Origin of the sequence: Nocardia alni, assembly GCF_019038435.1 — a bacterium.
Taxonomy (GTDB): domain Bacteria; phylum Actinomycetota; class Actinomycetes; order Mycobacteriales; family Mycobacteriaceae; genus Nocardia; species Nocardia alni.
In genome coordinates this window covers 1-16789 of the sequence record NZ_JAGPOX010000133.1, presented here as the reverse complement: position 1 = coordinate 16789, position 16789 = coordinate 1, and the positions used below count along the sequence as shown (strand labels likewise).

General features: G+C 67.4%; 16 protein-coding genes and 2 pseudogenes. 7 read left to right on the top strand and 11 right to left on the bottom strand.

Annotation, left to right across the window (positions count from 1 at the left end; all coding sequences use genetic code 11):
- Positions 1–139 precede the first annotated feature (139 nt).
- On the top strand, positions 140–1342 hold the full coding sequence (locus JZ791_RS35035) for an aldose epimerase family protein (RefSeq protein ID WP_216900719.1): 1203 nt from the start codon (positions 140–142) through the stop codon (positions 1340–1342).
- Positions 1343–1453: 111 nt separating this feature from the next.
- Here JZ791_RS35035 and JZ791_RS35030 read toward each other — a convergent pair whose 3' ends face one another.
- The 4 genes from JZ791_RS35030 to JZ791_RS35015 all read right to left on the bottom strand — a co-directional run bounded on the left by JZ791_RS35030 (position 1454) and on the right by JZ791_RS35015 (position 5679).
- Positions 1454–2275: an ATP-binding cassette domain-containing protein gene (locus tag JZ791_RS35030; RefSeq protein ID WP_216900716.1), complete on the bottom strand. Its 822-nt coding sequence runs from the start codon at positions 2273–2275 to the stop codon at positions 1454–1456.
- Complete coding sequence (locus JZ791_RS35025; RefSeq protein ID WP_216900714.1) at positions 2272–3252, bottom strand: ABC transporter permease; 981 nt, start codon at positions 3250–3252, stop codon at positions 2272–2274. Before JZ791_RS35025 ends, JZ791_RS35030 begins: the two co-directional genes overlap by 4 nt.
- 69 nt (positions 3253–3321) lie before the next feature.
- Positions 3322–4440 carry a substrate-binding domain-containing protein gene (locus JZ791_RS35020; RefSeq protein WP_216900712.1) on the bottom strand — a complete coding sequence of 373 codons (1119 nt, stop codon included), beginning with the start codon at positions 4438–4440 and terminating at the stop codon, positions 3322–3324.
- A gap of 84 nt (positions 4441–4524) precedes the next feature.
- A complete protein-coding gene (locus JZ791_RS35015; protein WP_216900710.1) occupies positions 4525–5679 on the bottom strand; it encodes a mandelate racemase/muconate lactonizing enzyme family protein in 1155 nt (384 codons plus the stop codon).
- 103 nt (positions 5680–5782) lie between these two features.
- Here JZ791_RS35015 and JZ791_RS35010 point away from each other — a divergent pair, with 103 nt between their 5' ends.
- From JZ791_RS35010 to JZ791_RS34990, 5 genes are all read left to right on the top strand, one after another.
- Positions 5783–6505 carry a FadR/GntR family transcriptional regulator gene (locus JZ791_RS35010; RefSeq protein WP_216900708.1) on the top strand — a complete coding sequence of 241 codons (723 nt, stop codon included), beginning with the start codon at positions 5783–5785 and terminating at the stop codon, positions 6503–6505.
- Positions 6505–7455 (top strand): U32 family peptidase, encoded by a 951-nt coding sequence (locus JZ791_RS35005; RefSeq protein WP_216900706.1) that lies wholly within the window; start codon positions 6505–6507, stop codon positions 7453–7455. Before JZ791_RS35010 ends, JZ791_RS35005 begins: the two co-directional genes overlap by 1 nt.
- 385 nt (positions 7456–7840) lie before the next feature.
- Positions 7841–9331, top strand: a complete 1491-nt coding sequence (locus JZ791_RS35000) for an alcohol dehydrogenase catalytic domain-containing protein (RefSeq protein ID WP_216900704.1) — start codon at positions 7841–7843, stop codon at positions 9329–9331.
- The gene (locus tag JZ791_RS34995) at positions 9328–10194 is read left to right on the top strand and encodes an SMP-30/gluconolactonase/LRE family protein (RefSeq protein ID WP_216900703.1); all 867 of its coding nucleotides are present in this window, start codon (positions 9328–9330) and stop codon (positions 10192–10194) included. The genes JZ791_RS35000 and JZ791_RS34995 overlap by 4 nt, the downstream gene beginning before the upstream one ends.
- 102 nt (positions 10195–10296) lie before the next feature.
- On the top strand, positions 10297–10458 hold the full coding sequence (locus JZ791_RS34990) for a hypothetical protein (protein ID WP_216900701.1): 162 nt from the start codon (positions 10297–10299) through the stop codon (positions 10456–10458).
- Between the two features lie 262 nt (positions 10459–10720).
- On the opposite strand, the gene JZ791_RS34985 is transcribed toward JZ791_RS34990, so the two are convergent.
- From JZ791_RS34985 to JZ791_RS34965, 7 genes and pseudogenes are all read right to left on the bottom strand, one after another.
- The gene (locus tag JZ791_RS34985; protein ID WP_216900699.1) at positions 10721–11434 is read right to left on the bottom strand and encodes an urease accessory protein UreD; all 714 of its coding nucleotides are present in this window, start codon (positions 11432–11434) and stop codon (positions 10721–10723) included.
- The gene (ureG, locus tag JZ791_RS34980; RefSeq protein WP_254206861.1) at positions 11424–12191 is read right to left on the bottom strand and encodes an urease accessory protein UreG; all 768 of its coding nucleotides are present in this window, start codon (positions 12189–12191) and stop codon (positions 11424–11426) included. Before ureG ends, JZ791_RS34985 begins: the two co-directional genes overlap by 11 nt.
- A gap of 23 nt (positions 12192–12214) precedes the next feature.
- Entirely contained in the window at positions 12215–12844 is a 630-nt protein-coding gene (locus JZ791_RS34975; protein WP_216900696.1) for an urease accessory protein UreF, read from the bottom strand.
- Between the two features lie 239 nt (positions 12845–13083).
- On the bottom strand, positions 13084–13275 hold the full coding sequence (locus JZ791_RS45520) for an SDR family oxidoreductase (RefSeq protein ID WP_254206860.1): 192 nt from the start codon (positions 13273–13275) through the stop codon (positions 13084–13086).
- Between the two features lie 48 nt (positions 13276–13323).
- Positions 13324–13425: pseudogene (locus JZ791_RS45515) on the bottom strand (SDR family NAD(P)-dependent oxidoreductase); the annotation flags it as partial.
- 53 nt (positions 13426–13478) lie between these two features.
- A pseudogene (locus JZ791_RS45510) lies at positions 13479–13781 on the bottom strand (SDR family NAD(P)-dependent oxidoreductase); the annotation flags it as partial.
- Positions 13782–14361: 580 nt separating this feature from the next.
- Entirely contained in the window at positions 14362–15900 is a 1539-nt protein-coding gene (locus tag JZ791_RS34965) for an MFS transporter (protein ID WP_216900695.1), read from the bottom strand.
- A 278-nt stretch (positions 15901–16178) separates the two neighbouring features.
- On the opposite strand from JZ791_RS34965, the gene JZ791_RS34960 reads away from it, so the two are divergent.
- Positions 16179–16789: TetR/AcrR family transcriptional regulator (locus tag JZ791_RS34960; protein WP_216900693.1), on the top strand; the 611-nt coding region annotated here is incomplete at its 3' end.

The following is a 16789-nucleotide window of genomic DNA, read 5'->3' as shown; positions in this document are numbered from 1 at the left end:
CCACCATCGCGCGCGCCGTCGGGCATTCCTCTATTCATAGAATGATTCGACCCATTGCCCCGAATCGATGGTCCGGACGCCGTGGAGCGCGGATAATGCTTGTGCACAGGGGGATTCGGTAACAGTGCAAGGAGCGCCCATGCGCGGCAGGACATTACTTCGATTGATAGCCATGGCTGGTGTGGCGGGGCTGGCGGTGGCGTGCGGTAACAGCACGTCGACCTCGACCTCGGTCAGCAACGCCGCCTCGTCGACGACGCCATCGGGCCCGCCGTCCATCAGCAGCGAGCCCTGGGGTCAGGCGAACGGCAGCCCGGTCAGCCGCTATACCCTCACCAGCGGGCACGGCATGACCGTCCGCATCCTGACCTACGGCGGCATCGTCCAGTCCATCGAAGTCCCCGACCGCAACGGACACGAGGACGACGTGGTGCTCGGCTACCCGAGTATCGACGAGTACCTGTCCGTGACCGGTTCGGCCAAAACCTATTTCGGCGCGATCATCGGCCGCTACGGCAACCGGATCGCCAAGGGCCAGTTCACGCTGAACGGGACCACCTACCACCTGCCGATCAACAACAACGGCAACAGCCTGCACGGCGGCACCGCGGGCTTCGATACCAAGATCTGGCAGGCCACCCCGATCAACGGCACCGACAGCGTCGGCCTGAAGCTCCAATCCGTCAGCCCCGCAGGTGAAATGGGCTTTCCCGGCACCCTGAACACCACGGTTACCTACACCGTGGACCAGAAGAACGAGCTGCAGATCCACTACCAGGCGACCACCGACGCACCGACCGTGATCAACCTGACCAACCACAGCTACTTCAACCTGGCCGGTGAGGACACGCTCGACGTCTACAACCAGAAGGTCACCATCAACGCGGACAACTACACCCCGACCGACTCGACTCAGATCCCGACCGGCCAGATCGCCCCGGTGAAGGGCACCCCGTTCGACTTCACCTCACCCACCGCGATCGGCGCGCACATCACCGACAACAACCCGCAGCTGCTGCTGGCCCAGGGCTACGACCACAACTGGGTCCTCAACCGCGGCAGCAACACCGGGCTGTTCCAGGCCGTCAAGGCCGAGGATCCGCAGACCGGGCGCACGCTGACCGTCTCGACCACCGAACCCGGCGTGCAGTTCTACACCTCGAACTTCATCAACGGGACCCTGGTCGGCACCAGCAACCACATCTACCGGCAGGGCGCGGGATTCACGATGGAGACCCAGCACTACCCGGATTCGCCGAATCAGCCCAGCTTCCCGACCACCACGTTGAACCCGGGCCAGAACTACGACTCGACAACGGTTTTCGGATTCGGGACGGAGTAACACCGAAGCGGGCCGTCCCTTCCGGACGGCCCGCTTTCGTCACGTGATGTCATGAACAAACCGGTGCGGGCCGCCCATAGGACGGCCCGCACCCCCTCATTCGGTTCCGCGTCAATTACCCGACGCCGGCGGCAAGCGGTATTCCGCGTGCACCAGCGCCAGCAACTCCTCCACCGAGGTATCGCTCGAGCGTTTGTCGAACGTGATCTCGCCGTGCTGCAACAGATTCACCCGGTCGCACACGTCCACCACCTGGCTGTAGTTGTGCGCGATCAGGATGATCGCCAGATCCCCGCGCTGCTTGAGGCGATCCAGGAGTTGCAGGATCATCCCGCCCTCCTTGGCGCCCATCGCCGCGAGAGGCTCGTCCAGCAACAGCAATTTGGCGTCCGAATGCACCGACCGGGCCACCGCGATGGCCTGACGCTGCCCGCCGGACAGCGCACCCACCTCCGCGGTGACCGACGGGATATTGATCCCGATGCGGTCCAACGACTCCCGCGCCTGCCGCTTCATCTCCGCTCGGCGCAGAAATGGCAGCGGCTTGTGCACCAGTTCCTTGTTCAGGTGCAGGTTGAGATAGACCGGCAGATCCGGCACCAGAGCCAGATCCTGAAACACCGTCTCGATGCCCAGGGATCGAGCGTGCACCACCGAGCGCAACCGGGTCTCGGTGCCCTCGAACAACAATCGGCCGTTGTCCGGCTGATGGAATCCGGTGAGGATCTTGATCAGCGTCGACTTGCCCGCACCGTTGTCTCCGATGAGCCCGAGGATCTCGCCGCGGCCCACCCGAAGGTTGATGTCCCGCAACGCCTGTACCGGACCGAACTTCTTGCTGAGGTGCTCGGCCCGGATCACATCGGTCGACGCGCTGTCGGACTTCGCACCGGGTTCGTTGTCCGCCAACGGATTCGAATCTGACTCTGTCATGTGCGGCTCACTCGTTTGCGTAGGTAACCGAGGTACACGTTGAGCAGCATCGCGATCACGATCGCGATACCCAGCACCACGTCGAAGGTGTTGGCGTTGACCCCGGCCAGGGCGAACCCGTCGAACACGATGCCCAGTAGCACCGCGCCCAGCAGCGCGCCGACGACGGTGCCGCGCCCACCCAGCAGGGCGGTACCGCCGATGACCGCCGAGGCGACCGCCAGGAACATCGTATTCGGGCCACCGTTGGTGGGATCGAAGGATCCCAGCCGCAGCCCGTCGATGATGCCTCCGAGACCGGCCAGGGTGCTGGCGACCGAGAAGTTCACGATCTTCACCAGATTCACCCGGATACCGGCCTCCGCCGCACCCACGGGGTTGCCGCCGGTGGCCTGGGTACTCACACCGAACCGCGTGGCGGACAACAGAATCTGCATCACGATCACGATGCCCAGCACCCACAGCGGTTCGGCCCAGTGCGCCTTGCCGAAGATCGACACCACCGCGCCCGAGGAGGGCGCGGCGACCGGTGCGCCGTTCGACATGAGCAGCGAGATGCCTTCCAGCAGAAACGAACTGCCCAGCGTGACGATGAACGACGCGATGCCGAACCGCGTCGTCACGAAGCCGTTCAGGAAGCCGATCGCCGCCGAGATCACCAGCGCCAGCACGATCGCCAGGATCAGCGGTGTGCCGCCGTTGTAGAACGACATGAGGATGAACGGCGACAAGGTGAACATGAACCCCGTCGACAGATCGATCTCACCACAGATCAGCAGCATCACCTCACCGGCCGCCACGATCGCCCAGGGGGCCAGATAGTGGACGATCGTGAGGTAGTTGTCGGAGCTGTTGAATCCGTGCGTCGTCGCGCTGAAATAGATCGCCACCGCGATGGTGGCGATCAGGATGCTCAATTCCTTCTGCTTCACCAACGGTTGCAGGACGGTGGTCGCGAATGTCCTTTCTTCCGTCACGGCATCACCCGTGTCGCGGGGGTCGCCCGTGCTAGGTGTCTCAATGGTGTTCGCACAGCTTCACTCTCACTAGATCTGCACCGTGGACGGCTGCGGTAGCGGGATGGACGAGGGCATCGTGCCCAGGTTGTGGCCCTGCTGACCCTCGTAGGCGCTGCCCGTGTTGTACGCGGCCACATTGCCTTTCGTGACGAAGGTCAGACCGGTGTCGGTCTGCGGCGGCGCGAGCAGGGTGCCGGACACCCGATACAGGTACAGGTACAGCACCGACAGGAAACCCTGCATATAGGCAGACTGGTCGATGGTGAAATCCAGTGCGCCCGAGGCGACTCCCTTGATGGTGTCGGACAGGGTGTCGAATCCGCCGGCGTGCACCTTGCCCGCGATGTTCTTGCTGGAAATCAACTGCGCGATCGACGCGGTACTGCCCGCGTCGACGGCGTACAGACCCGCGGCGTCGGGCTGCCCGGCGTAGGCGGCTGTCATCGCGTTGAGTTCACCGGCCTGCTCGGCGCCGGTGTTGATCGACTTGATCACCACGGCGGGCGCGGCCTGCTTCAGCGCGGCGGTCAGACCGTCCAGACGCGGCTGCAGGTTGTTCGCGCCGGGCTGGGCGATACCCACCAGGATGGTGCCGGAGGTGACCGTCTGCGCGATCCGCTGGCCCATCAGCAGGCCGGACTGGTACAGATCCTGCCCGACATACGCCAGTGGATAGTTGCCCGGCGCGGTCGCGTTGTAGGCGACCACCGGAATCCCCTTGGCCAGCGCCGATTTCGTGGGCTCGATGAAGGCGTTGTTATCGGTCAGCGGTATCGCGATGCCCGCGGCGCCGGAGTTGATGGCGTTGTCGAAGGCGCTCACCATCTCCGAGACCGTGCCGGTCTCCGAGCCGGTCCACTGCGGGGTCGGCAGCCCCAGCAGTTTCGAGGCATCGGCCAGGGCGGTGCGGGTGGGGATGAAGAAGGAGTTCGTCGTGACGTGGTTGACGAAGACGAACTTCCACCCCGGGGTGGACGGGAAATTACCTACGCCGCCACCGGATTTCGTGCCGGTCGCGCTGGCGCAGGCCGACAGCAGCGAGCCCAGCGCCGCGGCTCCGCCCGCGCCTCCGAGCAGTTTCAGCGCGCCGCGTCGCGATGCGGATGCCGAGATCCGGTCTGCCGCATCGGAAAGTTGACCTGTCATCGTACGTTCCTCATCTTACGAACTGACTCATATTTCGGTGTCGACCGGCACCGGGCCGGTACGTCTCCCCTCGAGGAGCGCATATCAGGCATCGGCGACCTGTCGCCTTTCCCATCCTGCGCTGAACAGGTTGAAGTTCACGGGCTTTCGCGGATGTTGGTTCATCGCCTCGTAATTCAAGGAAATCCCGAGGCCCGGCCCCTGCGGCAGCGGGAAGTAGCCGTCGACCACCTCCGGCAGTCCGGGCTGGCAGTCCTTGACGAACACGTCGGCGAAGTCGTTGAAGTGCTCCTGCACCTTGAAGTTCACCGTCGTCGCGGCCAGGTGCAGGTTCGCGGCGGTGGAGATCGGCCCGCCGACGTTGTGCGGCGCCATCAGCACGTAATGCGTCTCGGCTACGCCGGCCAGCTTCTTGGCCTCCCACAGCCCGCCCGAATGCGTGATGTCGGTCTGCAGGATGTCCGCCGCCTGCAGTTCGAACAGCTCCCGGTAGTCGAAGCGGGTGTGCATGCGCTCGCCGGTCGCGATCGGAATCGAGGTGTGCGCGACCACCTTCGCCAGCGCCTTCAGGTTCTCCGGCGGCACCGGCTCCTCGAGCCAGGCCGGGTTGTAGGGCTCGAGCAGCCCGGCCAGGCGGATCGCGGTGGTCGGGTTGAACCGGCCATGCATCTCGATCATGATCTCGACCTCGGGGCCCACCGCCTCGCGTACCGCGGCCACCAGCTCGACCGAACGCGCGGTCTCGGCGCTGTCGAGCTCGAACATGCCCGCGCCGAACGGATCCAGCTTCATCGCCCGATAACCGCGCGCTATCACCTTGCTCGCCGCGGCGGCGAACTCTTCGCCGGTGCGTTCCACCTGGTACCAGCCGTTGGCATAGGCCTTGATCCGGTCCCGCACCGCACCGCCGAGCAACCGGTACACCGGCACACCGAGGGCCTTGCCCTGGATGTCCCAGCAGGCGATCTCGATCGTGGCCAGCGCCGACATCGCGATCTCCCCGGCGCGCGCGTAGTCCAGCCTGGTCATCCGGTGGACCAGCGATTCGATGTCGAACGGGTCGGTGCCACGGATGTGGTTGTCCAGCGCCTCGGTGAAATAACCCAGCAGCGCGTCGGTGTGATTGAGCATGCGGACCTCGCCCAACCCGGTGATTCCCTCGTCCGTATGTACCTCGACGACGGTCAGATTGCGCCAGCTCGTGCCTATGACGTGGGTGCTCAGCCCGGTGATCTTCATGAGTTGTCCTGTCGTGCAGTCGGATCGAAGAGTACAACGTTTTGACATTTACCATCCAATCATTCGATGATTTAGTTGTGAACAGTCGAATGGAGACCGGCTCGTGAGTGGGGCCCTGGGTAAGCACCGGACGATGCACGGGCAGGTCGTGGAGTGGCTGGGTTCGCGCATCGTCACCGGCGTGTATCCGGAGAACTCTCAGCTACCCAACGAATCCGAACTCTCCGCACAGCTCGGGGTCAGCCGCGGCGGCGTGCGCGAGGCGGTGAAGGCGCTGGCCGCCAAGGGGTTGGTCGATCCGCGCCCGCGCATCGGCACCCGGGTGCTGCCGCGCTCGGCCTGGAATCTCATGGACCGCGAGGTCATCGGCTGGCACAGCACCGATTCGGCATTCGTGCGGGATCTGCTGGAGCTGCGCCTGATGGTCGAGCCGGGCGCGGCGCGACTGGCCGCGCAGCGCGCGGATCCCGCGCAGATCGCCGCGATGACGCAGGCGTACGAGGCGATGGCCGAGGCCGCCGCACGGTTGCCCGAGGCCGCCGAGGAGTTCGTCGCCGCCGATCTGACCTTCCACCTGACCCTGCTGCGTGCCAGCGGAAACCAGCTGGTCGAACAGCTGGGACGACTGCTCGAGATCGGTTTGCTGCACGGTCTCGAGGCGACCAGTGAGCTACCGGGCAGCATCGAGCGCACCCTGCCGATGCACCGCGCGGTCCTGGACGCGGTCCGTCGCGGCAGACCCGAGGCGGCCGCGCGCACGAGCCGGCTGTTGATCGACACCACCGCGACGGCCATGGCGACGCGGCATCCCCAGAAGGAGTCCTGATGTCCGGACGAGTGCGGGAGTTCCTGCGGGCAGGCGGTTTCCCCGAGACCGACGGCCCGCTCGCGGCCTCGAGCGAGAAGCGCTTCCCCGACGGCGCCCAGTACCGGGTGGAGATACCCAGCGTCGAGGGGCCGGAGGTGCTGGCCGCGGTACTCGCCGAGGCGCGGGCGCGGGATGTGCTGGTGCACCGGGTCTCTCAGGGCAGCGGTGTCCTCCTGCTCACCGATGACGAGATATCCGATATGGCCGCGCAGGCCACCGCGGCCACGATCGAGGTGAGCCTGTTCGCGCGCCCCCTGGCGGGATGGGGCACCGGCGCGGCCGCGCTGGCCTCGGGGGCCGGGGCGGTGACCGCGCAGGCCCGCGGCGCCGAGCAGCTCACCCACTGCCTGCTGGATATCGAGCGGGCCGCGGACCTCGGCATCCGCAGCGTGCTGATCACCGATATCGGCGTGCTGGCCACAGCGTCCCGGATGCGCGAGCAGGGATACCTGCCCGCCGAGATGCAGTTCAAGATCAGCGTGCAGATGGGCCTGGCCAATCCCGCCTCCATCCGCATCGCCGAGGACCTGGGCGCGAACACCTACAACGTCCCGACCGACCTGAGCCTGGCCCAGCTGTCCGAGATCCGCCGCGCCATCGACATCCCCCTGGACATCTACATCGAATCACCGGACGACCAGGGTGGATTCATCCGGCACTACGAGATCGCCGAGATCATCCGCGTCGCGGCCCCGGTGTATCTGAAGTTCGGCCTGCGCAACGCCCCCAACATCTACCCCAGTGGAACTCATCTCGCTGCCACCGCGGTCGCCCTGGGCCGTGAGCGCGTCCGCCGCGCCCGAATCGGCATGGATATGCTGGGCCGCCTCGATCCGGACGCGGTCGCCTCGAAGCTACCCGCCGCGGATCTGGCGGTACCGGTACAGAAGCAAACGGTCACGAAATGAGGACGCGCACCGTGCCTGTCGGCGAACCCGGCCTCACGCTACATTTTGCGTCCTCGAATATCGGTTTCCGGACGGATGAGGCGGCAGAATGTAGCCGGAGGCCGGTTCTCCGGACCGCCCATCGCGATGCCGCCCAGTCGGCGCGCCCACACCCCTCCGCACGCTCCTGCACCACCACCATGCCGAGCGCCGCCAGGCGAGGCGATTCCACTCCGCCGGGCAAAGAACAGCCCGGCCTTTTGCTGCATTCTGTGGGCTCGAAAGTCGGTTTCCGGACAAATACGGCGGGAGAATGTAGCGGGAGGCCGGTTCTCCGGAGCTTCTGGACGCTCCACCCCGATACTGACGACCCTGCTGCTATCCACCTGTGTTCGCTGGAGTCCCGATGACGTCCGCACGTGCTGTAGTCGTGGACGAGCCGGGACAGGTTCGGGTGGTCGAGATGTCGCCACGCGCGCCGGGCCCCGGGGAGGCGCTGGTACGGGTGGCGTGGTCGGGGATCTGCGGGTCGGACCTCGAACTCGTGGCCGGAACACGGCCCGCGCCGTATGTGCGATATCCCGTGACGCCCGGGCACGAGTGGTCGGGTACGGTCGTCGAGGTCGGTGATCTGGTCGCCGCCGATCTGGTTGGTAGAAAGGTTGTGGGAGAGGGCTTCCGGGCCTGCCTGATGTGCGCCGCCTGCCGCAGCGGCGACACCAACCTGTGCATGAGCGGCTATTCCGAGACCGGGTTCACCGAACCCGGGGCTTGGGCCGACTATCTCACCCTGCCCGCGCGCTTGCTGCACGTGCTGCCGGACGACGCGGACCTGCGTGCCGCGGCGCTGCTGGAACCCGCCGCCTGTATCGCGGCCGCCTGCCTGAAATTGGGCGTGCAGACCGGTGAACGAGTAGCGGTGGTTGGCGCCGGGACGCTGGGACTGCTGGCCACCCAGTTGATCGCCGCCGTCCACCCGGGTGAGCTGACGGTGATCGATCGCCGTGCCGATCGCGAGGCGCTCGCCCGGCAATGCGGCGCAACCCATTTCGTCACCGCCGTCGGCCCTGAGGAGCCGGGTACGCCCGTGCCGGATCCTGGTGGACCCGCGGGGTCGGGCGCCCCCGCAGGGTCGGGTCGGCCCGCAGAGTCGAATACGCTCACAGCGTCGAATGGACCCGAGCGGCCGAGCGCGCCCAGAGGGGCAGGTCGGCCTGGCGGGTCAAGTGCGCCCACGGGGTCGAATACACCCGCAGGGTCGAATGGGCCCGTGAGGTCGAATGCACCCGCAGAGGCGGGTCAGCCCACACGGTCGAATACACCCGCTGGGTCGAGTGGGCTTGCGGGGTCGAATACACCCATAGTGCCGGATCGGCCTGCAGGGTCGAATACACACACTGGGTCAGGTCAGCCCATAGGGTCGGCCGGGCCCACGTCGGAGCCTGTCGGGCACGCACCGCGACGCGACGCAGCGTCGTCAGGGCTCGCGGATCCCGCACAAGGCCGCGATAATCCCGCACCGGTACAGGATCGCTCCGTGTGGCAGGACGCCGATCACGCGTTGCGATATGACGCGGTACTCGAAGCGGCGGGCGGTACAACCACCGCGAATCTGGCGATCGGACTGGCGCGCCGCGGCGGCCGCGTGGCGCTCACCGGAATCCCGGCCTCGACTCCGGAACCGATGTCCCCGAACGATCTGGTACTCAACCAGCTCACCATCCACACCGTTTTCGGCGCATCCGCCCGAGCGTGGTTGCACGCGGTACGCGCGTTCACATCCGGTGCACTGGATCCCGCGCCGCTGATCTCACGGGAGTTCACACTGGAGGAGGTACACATGGCCCTGCGGACGCTGCGTGCCGGCGATGCGGTGAAAGTGCTGCTGCGGCCATGATTTCCGTCGAACAGCTCACCCCGCCCGTCGCCGACCACGGCGAGGGACCGGTCTGGTACGACCGCTGGCCCGGCCTGCGCTGGGTGGACATGCTGGCCGGCACCGTCCTCGAACTCGATTCCAGCACAGGCGAGATCCGTCGCTTCCCGGTCGAATCCGGCGTCGCGGCCATGCTCCGGCCCCGCCTCGACGACGGCGTCATGCTCGCCGTGGAACGCGGATTCGCGCTGGCCGACAAGGACTTTCACACCATCGAGCCGCTCCCCGAGCTGTGGCCGGACTCCGGCGTGCGCATGAACGAGGGCGGTTGCGACCCACACGGCCGCCTCTACTGCGGTTCCATGGCCTACGACGCCACTCCCGGCGCGGGTGCCCTCTACTGCCTCGACCTCGACGGCGCCACACGAATCGAACTCCCCCACGTCACCATCTCCAACGGCCTGACCTGGAGCCCCGACGGCGCCACCGCCTACTACGTCGACACACCCACCCAACGCATCGACGCCTTCGACTACGACCCGTACTACGGTCTCTCTCACCGCAGACCGGCAGTCCACATCCCCGACCACCTGGGCTCCCCCGACGGCCTCACCATCGACGCCGACGGCAACCTCTGGGTAGCCCTCTGGCAAGGCGGCGCGGTCCACCACTACACCCCCACCGGCACCCTCCTGAACGTCATCCCCATCCCCGCCGCCCAAACCACCGCCTGCACCTTCGGCGGCCCCAACCTCGACGAGCTCTACATCACCACCTCCCGCAACGGATTGGGCGACGCCGCGGAACCCGCCGCCGGAGCGATCTTCCGCGCCCTCCCCGGAGTCCGCGGCCTCCCGGTCCTGCCCTACCGCGGTACCCTCTGATATCCGCTGACGGACACTGTTTCGCGATTCAGCACTCACGTTCCGTCGAGGAAGTCCGAGGAGTACGAATCGGTAGCCCTGAATGCTGCTGTCCACGTCGCGGTGACCGTTGTCGTCGACGACATGGGCAGCGCGCACGATGTACAACGGCGCGCCGAGCACATCCGCACTCCCCGAGGCCGGATCGAGAAAATGGCGGGCGAGATGGCCGAGGCGTCTCGCGCGCTGGTGCAGGACCTTCGGCGCGAATCACTGCCCAGCTGAGCAAGTGAGTCGACGGTTGGCCCACCGCCACATGCGATGTCGCCATCGGATCCGCCGGGTACGCGACGAGGTGGTCGTCCTGCGTCCCGGCACACACCGCGGCCGGCGGATGCACGCGACCGGCATCACGGACAACTCTCAGCTCGACATCCTGTTCGGCGCAGCCCCGTTCGGTTCGCGACGGTGCCCGTCGAACCGCGAGTTGTCGGCACAGTTGTGGTCCGGCCGAATCCGCACAGGACCGGACTGACCGGCCCAGCGGTCAGACCTCGGCACGCCGCAGGGCAGTATCCGGCGTGCGGGCGGATGGCGCGTGGTCGTCGTGCCGGGTCGCCAATCGCGATCCTGTCCAGGTGTACAGCGAACCGCCTGCTGCCAGTGGGAGTGTGGCGGTATCCAGGGCTCCCGTGCTGGCGGGGTCGTCGTCCGGGTAACGCAGGACGCTGGTCAGTGCGCGGGGGGCGGACAGACAGTCATCGGTAGCGGTGTCCGCGCCGAGATCCAGACGGTGGCGCAGCAACGGGACGTCGCCGATGTCGGCGACCAGGTCGCCGCGCCAGGTGCCCGAATCCTCGTTGATTCGGCCGATCTGGACTCGTTCGCGCAGGTACAGCCGAGCGTCGGGGGCCAAGCGGACGGTGCTGACGGATTGGTGCGCGGCGCCGCCGGCGACAATGGTCGGCTCCGGGTCGACGTCCAGTTCGCCGCCCTCCCCGATCTCGAAGAGCCAGTGCGCCGACGAGTACCGGGTCAGGCGCCCGGGCAGGGCGAGCGTGGCCGCGACCGTGCGTAAGCGCAGGCTCGCACCGGATTCGACCTCGATCACGATCTCGATATGGTCGCCGCCCACCGGTGTCGCGGCGGTGCCGACCAGGTGGACGGTGTCCGGCGCGGTGTGCCGTGCCGCGAGTCCGCCGGTGGCATGGATCCGCGGCCACGCACCGGGACGCGCGACGATTCGAACCTCAGTGCGCAACAGCCGAATTCGCGTCAGAGACCGAGTCGGCATGTGGCGCTTCGACAGGCCCGGCGGAACCTGCTGCGGCGGCGTCCTTTTCGGCGGCCGCGCGCAATTGCTCGCGGACCCAGGCCAGAACCGGTGTGGCGGCGGGGTCCTCGGTCAGCGAGGTGAACACGAACGGGCGGCCCTGGCGGACCTTCGAGGAATCACGGTCCATCACAGCGAGATCCGCGCCCACCATCGGGGCGAGGTCGGTCTTGTTGATCACCAGCAGATCCGAATAGGTGACGCCCGGGCCGCCCTTGCGCGGCACCTTGTCGCCACCCGCCACGTCGATCACGAAGATCTGCGCGTCGATCAGGCCGGAGGAGAACGTCGCGGTCAGGTTGTCGCCGCCGGACTCGACCAGGATCAGGTCCAGGGGCGGGTTGGCCTCCACGAGGTCGTCGATGGCGTCGAGGTTGGCGGTGATGTCGTCGCGGATCGCGGTGTGCGGGCAGCCGCCGGTCTGCACGGCGGTGATCCGCTCGTCCGGGAGTACGGCGTTGCGGCGCAGGAAGTCCGCGTCCTCGGTGGTGTAGATGTCGTTGGTCAGCACCGCCAGCGACAGTTCATCGCGCAGTTGGCGGCACAGCGCGGCGGTCAGCGCGGTCTTGCCGGAGCCGACCGGGCCGCCGATGCCGATACGGAACGGCTCGCCCGGGGTGCGCAGACGCTTGGGGCGGTCATGCGAATGATCGTGCGGCTCACCGTCGATCAGGTGTGGGGGCATGGATTTCCTTCCTGCGATACGAATTACGAGGCGAACAGCGGCATATCCCGCCGCACATGCCGCTCGGCGAGGATGTCCTGGAGCGGATCAGACAGCGCCGCAAGACCTTTCACAGCCTCGACGGCGATATCGTCGCACAGCCGTGCCAACCGCACGGTGCACGCGGCCACGGCCGCCGGATCCAGCGCGAGCACCCGCTGCGCCGCGGTGGCCGAGCCTGTCATCGTCGTGTAGACCACCACACTCGCGATCTGTTCGGGCGTCATCCGGGCGACCGCGCCGACAACCCCGAAGACGGTCGACAGATGTGGCCGCGCACCCAGCGCCCACTCCCCCTCGGGCCACACCTGCCTGGCCAGCCGCAACAACCCTCGCCCCTGGGCCCGCGAAGCAACCCGTGAGGCAGGCGCGGGCATCCGCGCATCCGTCTCCGCCTCGGCCCGCACCGGATCCAACTCCCCCGCGCACACCGCCGCCGCCAAAGACGCGGCCACCAATCCGGAGGTCCGAATCCGCCGCCGCAGATACGCCTCCACCGACGCCACGTCCCGCACCACCCCCGAGGCAATCGCCTCCTCCACCCCACCGGAGTGCACATGCCCGCCGATCGGCAGCCGCGAGTCGGCCAGCGTCAGCAATAACGCCACACTCATCGTCGCACTTCCAGCATCCCCCGATCCTAATTCCCACACCCCGGCACTTCCGGACCGACAGAGCCCCCTCGGACCACCGAAGAACGTGTCAGGCGCGGAACTGTGACGAAAATTACCGGCATCAAGCCGGTTGTGGTGATCCTGGGACGCGCGAACCACCCGCGCGATCGACCGCCACACCTTCGAACTGTTCGGCCGAACTGAACCGCACCCCCGGTGTGCCGTTGTCACGCGACGAATCACGCACGACGGTAACTGCGGGACATCAGGCGCTGGGCCGGGCCGCGGGTGAGGTCGCTCCACGCCTGGACGGGGCCGGACCACCATGGGGAAATCTCGACCGGTTTGGCGACGATGGCGTGGGATATCAGACCCGCGGCCTCCTCGACGGTCAGGCCGGGCATGTTGCCGAAGTCGGTGGGCGCGCTCATGCGGGTGTGCACGAGGGGCATGTAGATCGAGGTGGTGGTGACGTCGTCCTCGGCGATCTCGGTCGCGACCGTCCGCAACCATGTGTCGAAGGCCGCCTTGGACGCGGCGTACGCCGACCAGCGCGGCGACGGCGGCTGCGCAGCCCCCAGCTGGAGACGTTGACGATATGTCCACTGCGGCGCTCGCGCATGCTCGGTAGCAGGGTGAGCAGCAGCCGCACCGGGCCCAGATAGTTCACGTCGATCGTGCGGGTGAAATCGTGGAAGCGGTCATAGGACTGGTCGACCGGGCGGCGAATCGAGCGGCCCGCGTTGTTGATCACCACATCCACATGCCCGAACACGTCGAGCAGGTCGCGGCCGAGCTCGTCGGTGGCCTCCATATCGGTGAGGTCCGCGTGGTAGACGTGCGCGATGCCCCCGGCCTCGGTGATCTGGGCGGCCACGGCCTCCAGATCCTCCAGCGAACGCGCCACCAGCAGGACGATCGCGCCCGCTGCGGCCATCTCACGCGCCACCGCCTTGCCGATACCGTGCGAGGCGCCTGTCACCAGCACCACCTTGTCCGCGACCGCCGCGCGCAGCACGCTGGTGCGCGGATGTGCGGTCGGGTAGAGCAGCCGTGTCGCCACCCGCTCGGCGAAGGGGCGCCCATTGGCGGGCGTCGGGTTCGTCACGATCCGACTCTATGCCCGCACCTGTGATCTTCGCGCGCAAAGCCGACGGTTCACCCCACGCCCGAGCACCCGCCGACCCAGCCGCGCGACATCACATCAACCGCCGAAACCGCGCCCACGATTCCGGCCGCAGTCCGCGCACACAACCGAACCGCACCACCAGACCCGATCAAGATCGTCACCGGTCGCTCACACCGCATCCGAACACCCATCGGCGCAGATACCATCCGGTCGGCGTCATACCATTCGTCGATACCGCCCTCACGATTCCGGCCGCAGTCCGCCCGCACATCCGTACCGCACTGCCGGCGCGGTCGATACAGCTATATGTCGCAGGTGCGATCTTCACGCGGTGTCGGTGGTTCACACCGGACTCGAGCACTCTGCCGACGCCGGTCATTCGCCCCTGTCACCCGCCGCCACCGCGGTCGGCGCACCGCACTACCGGATCCGGGGCATCGTCAGTCGACCGGTCCGCACCGGCAGCACCGGACGACCGCCGCCCGACGAACCCCGCGGCGACTGCCATCAACGCCAGCAGCGCCGCGCCCACGATGATCGCCACATGCATGCCGTTCACGAACGATTCGCGCGCGGCCCGCACGATCGCACCGTCGCCACCGTCCTGCCCGAGGGTCTGTCCCAGGGTCGAGGCGAAGCTGCCGCCGGACCGGAACACCAGTGCCGCGAGCGATCCCAGCAGGGACAGTCCCAGCCCGTTGCCCAGTTCGAAACTCGTCTCGGAGATGCCCACCGCCGATCCTGCCCGCTCGGGCGGCACCGCGGACACGGCCACCTCCGACACCAGCGTGAACATGATGCCGTAACCGATCCCGGCGACGATGGTTCCGGCCAGGTACCAGCCAATGCCCCCGTCCACGCCCAGGCCGAACAGCAGCAGGTTACCGACCGCCGCCGCGCCGAGCGCGAAGACGAACGCCGCCCGCGTACCGATCCAGCGCCCCACCCGGCCCCCGCCCATCGAGACCACGAACACCACCGCGGCGGCCGGGATACCCAGCAGTGCCGCGCTCAGCACGTCGCGCCCGGCGACCAACTGGAGATATGTGCTGGTCAGATAGCTCGCACCGGCCAGCGACATCATGCCCACCGTCGCCGAGCCGATCGCGACGGGGAACAACCCGCGACGGAACAGGCTCAGATCCAGCAGCGGTTCGGCCAGATGCCGCTGCCGCCGTACGAACGCCACCAGGATCCCCAGACCGACCAGTCCGATCAGCACGGTCACCACGTCGATGCCCTCGGTCGCGGCGTGTTTGATCGCGTAGATCACCGGCAGGATGCCGGCGATCGACATCGCCACGCTCAGCAGATCCAGCGGTCCCCGCGTACCGGCTCGATGCTCCGGCAGCACGAACGCGCCGAGCACCAGCAGCACGAGCACCACCGGCACGTTGATCAGGAAGACCGAACCCCACCAGAACTGATGCAGCAGCATGCCGCCGATCAGCGGCCCGACCGCCGAACCTCCGGCGAAGAAGGCGGTCCAGATGCCGATCGCCATCGCACGCCGGCGCGCGTCCGGGAACAGGCTCGAGATCAGCGACAGACTCGACGGCAGCAGGGTGGCCCCGCCGACGCCCATCAGCGCCCGCGCCGCTATCAGCACCCCCGCGGTGGGCGAGAACGCCGCCAGCGCCGAGGCCACGCCGAAGATCGCCGCCCCGGTGAGCAGGATGTTGCGCCGCCCGATCCGGTCGCCCAGATTGCCCATCGTGACCAGCAGTCCGGCGAGCAGGAAGCCGTAGATGTCCAGGATCCACAGCTCCTGGGTGGCGTCGGGGTCGAGGTGCTCGGTCAGCGTCGGCATCGCCAGGTACAGCACGGACATGTCCATCGACACCAGCAGTACCGGCAGGATCAGCGCGAGCAAGCCAAGCCAGGCGCGCCGCGCCGTTGCGGGCACACCGGTATCGATGTCGATCATCACCTATCCTTCGATCCATGCGTACGACGTACGCGGTAGTCATCCATGCGTACGACGTACGCGGTAGTCTGGGTACAGCGTACGCAACCCGTCGGCAAAGCGAAAGCGAGTTGGTCCACATGGCAGTATCGCGCAGTGGTCCGGCGCACAGCAGCAGCGGTCCGGCCGAAGACGAGAGCCCCACGAACAGCAACGGTCAGGCGATATCGCACGGCGCTACCGGACAGCCGGGCGCACACGCGACACGCAGGACGACCGGGCAGGGAGACAATCGAACGATGGGCGAGCGCACACCATCCCGCAACACCGCGAGGCACAGCGATGATCGAGCGACCGGCGGCGGGCACGACGCCAAGCTCACCCGCACGTCGATCGTCGATGCCGCGATCGCGCTGGCCGACGAGTCCGGCGTGGAGGCGCTGTCCATGCGGCGCATCGCCGACCGGATGGGCTCGGGCGCGATGTCGCTGTACCGGCACATCCCGAACAAGGACGCACTGCTGGCGGAGATGACCGACGAGGTGGCCCGCCGCAACCCCTACCCGGCCCCTGAAACGGACTGGACCTGGCGGGACAGGGTGCGCATCGCCGCGGAGATCGACTGGCGGCTGTACCAGGAACATCCGTGGGTGCTGTTCACCTTCGCGGTTCCGCGCTACAACTTCGGCCCGCACAGCCTGGTCTGCCTGGCCTGGCTGGTGGACGGTTTCACCGAGCTCACCGCCGACCCCCGCGAAGCGGCCCGCATGTCCCTCGCGGTCTGGAGTTATATCGCCGGAATCGCCCTCCAGCAGGTCAGCGCCACGATGCTGGCCCGCCGCGAGGGCGATCAAGAGGAGCCCTCCGGCCTATCGGCCCTCCTGGAGGGCACACCCCACTGGCCCACCCC

Excerpts from the sequence above, each read along its gene's own strand:
- JZ791_RS35035 (WP_216900719.1), top strand. The coding sequence starts at position 140 with ATGCGCGGCAGGACATTACTTCGATTGATAGCCATGGCTGGTGTGGCG.
- JZ791_RS35030 (WP_216900716.1), bottom strand. The coding sequence starts at position 2,275 with ATGACAGAGTCAGATTCGAATCCGTTGGCGGACAACGAACCCGGTGCG.
- JZ791_RS35020 (WP_216900712.1), bottom strand. The coding sequence starts at position 4,440 with ATGACAGGTCAACTTTCCGATGCGGCAGACCGGATCTCGGCATCCGCA.
- JZ791_RS35015 (WP_216900710.1), bottom strand. The coding sequence starts at position 5,679 with ATGAAGATCACCGGGCTGAGCACCCACGTCATAGGCACGAGCTGGCGC.
- JZ791_RS35005 (WP_216900706.1), top strand. The coding sequence starts at position 6,505 with ATGTCCGGACGAGTGCGGGAGTTCCTGCGGGCAGGCGGTTTCCCCGAG.
- JZ791_RS35000 (WP_216900704.1), top strand. The coding sequence starts at position 7,841 with ATGACGTCCGCACGTGCTGTAGTCGTGGACGAGCCGGGACAGGTTCGG.
- JZ791_RS34995 (WP_216900703.1), top strand. The coding sequence starts at position 9,328 with ATGATTTCCGTCGAACAGCTCACCCCGCCCGTCGCCGACCACGGCGAG.
- ureG (WP_254206861.1), bottom strand. The coding sequence starts at position 12,191 with ATGCCCCCACACCTGATCGACGGTGAGCCGCACGATCATTCGCATGAC.
- JZ791_RS34975 (WP_216900696.1), bottom strand. The coding sequence starts at position 12,844 with ATGAGTGTGGCGTTATTGCTGACGCTGGCCGACTCGCGGCTGCCGATC.
- JZ791_RS45520 (WP_254206860.1), bottom strand. The coding sequence starts at position 13,275 with ATGAGCGCGCCCACCGACTTCGGCAACATGCCCGGCCTGACCGTCGAG.
- JZ791_RS34965 (WP_216900695.1), bottom strand. The coding sequence starts at position 15,900 with ATGATCGACATCGATACCGGTGTGCCCGCAACGGCGCGGCGCGCCTGG.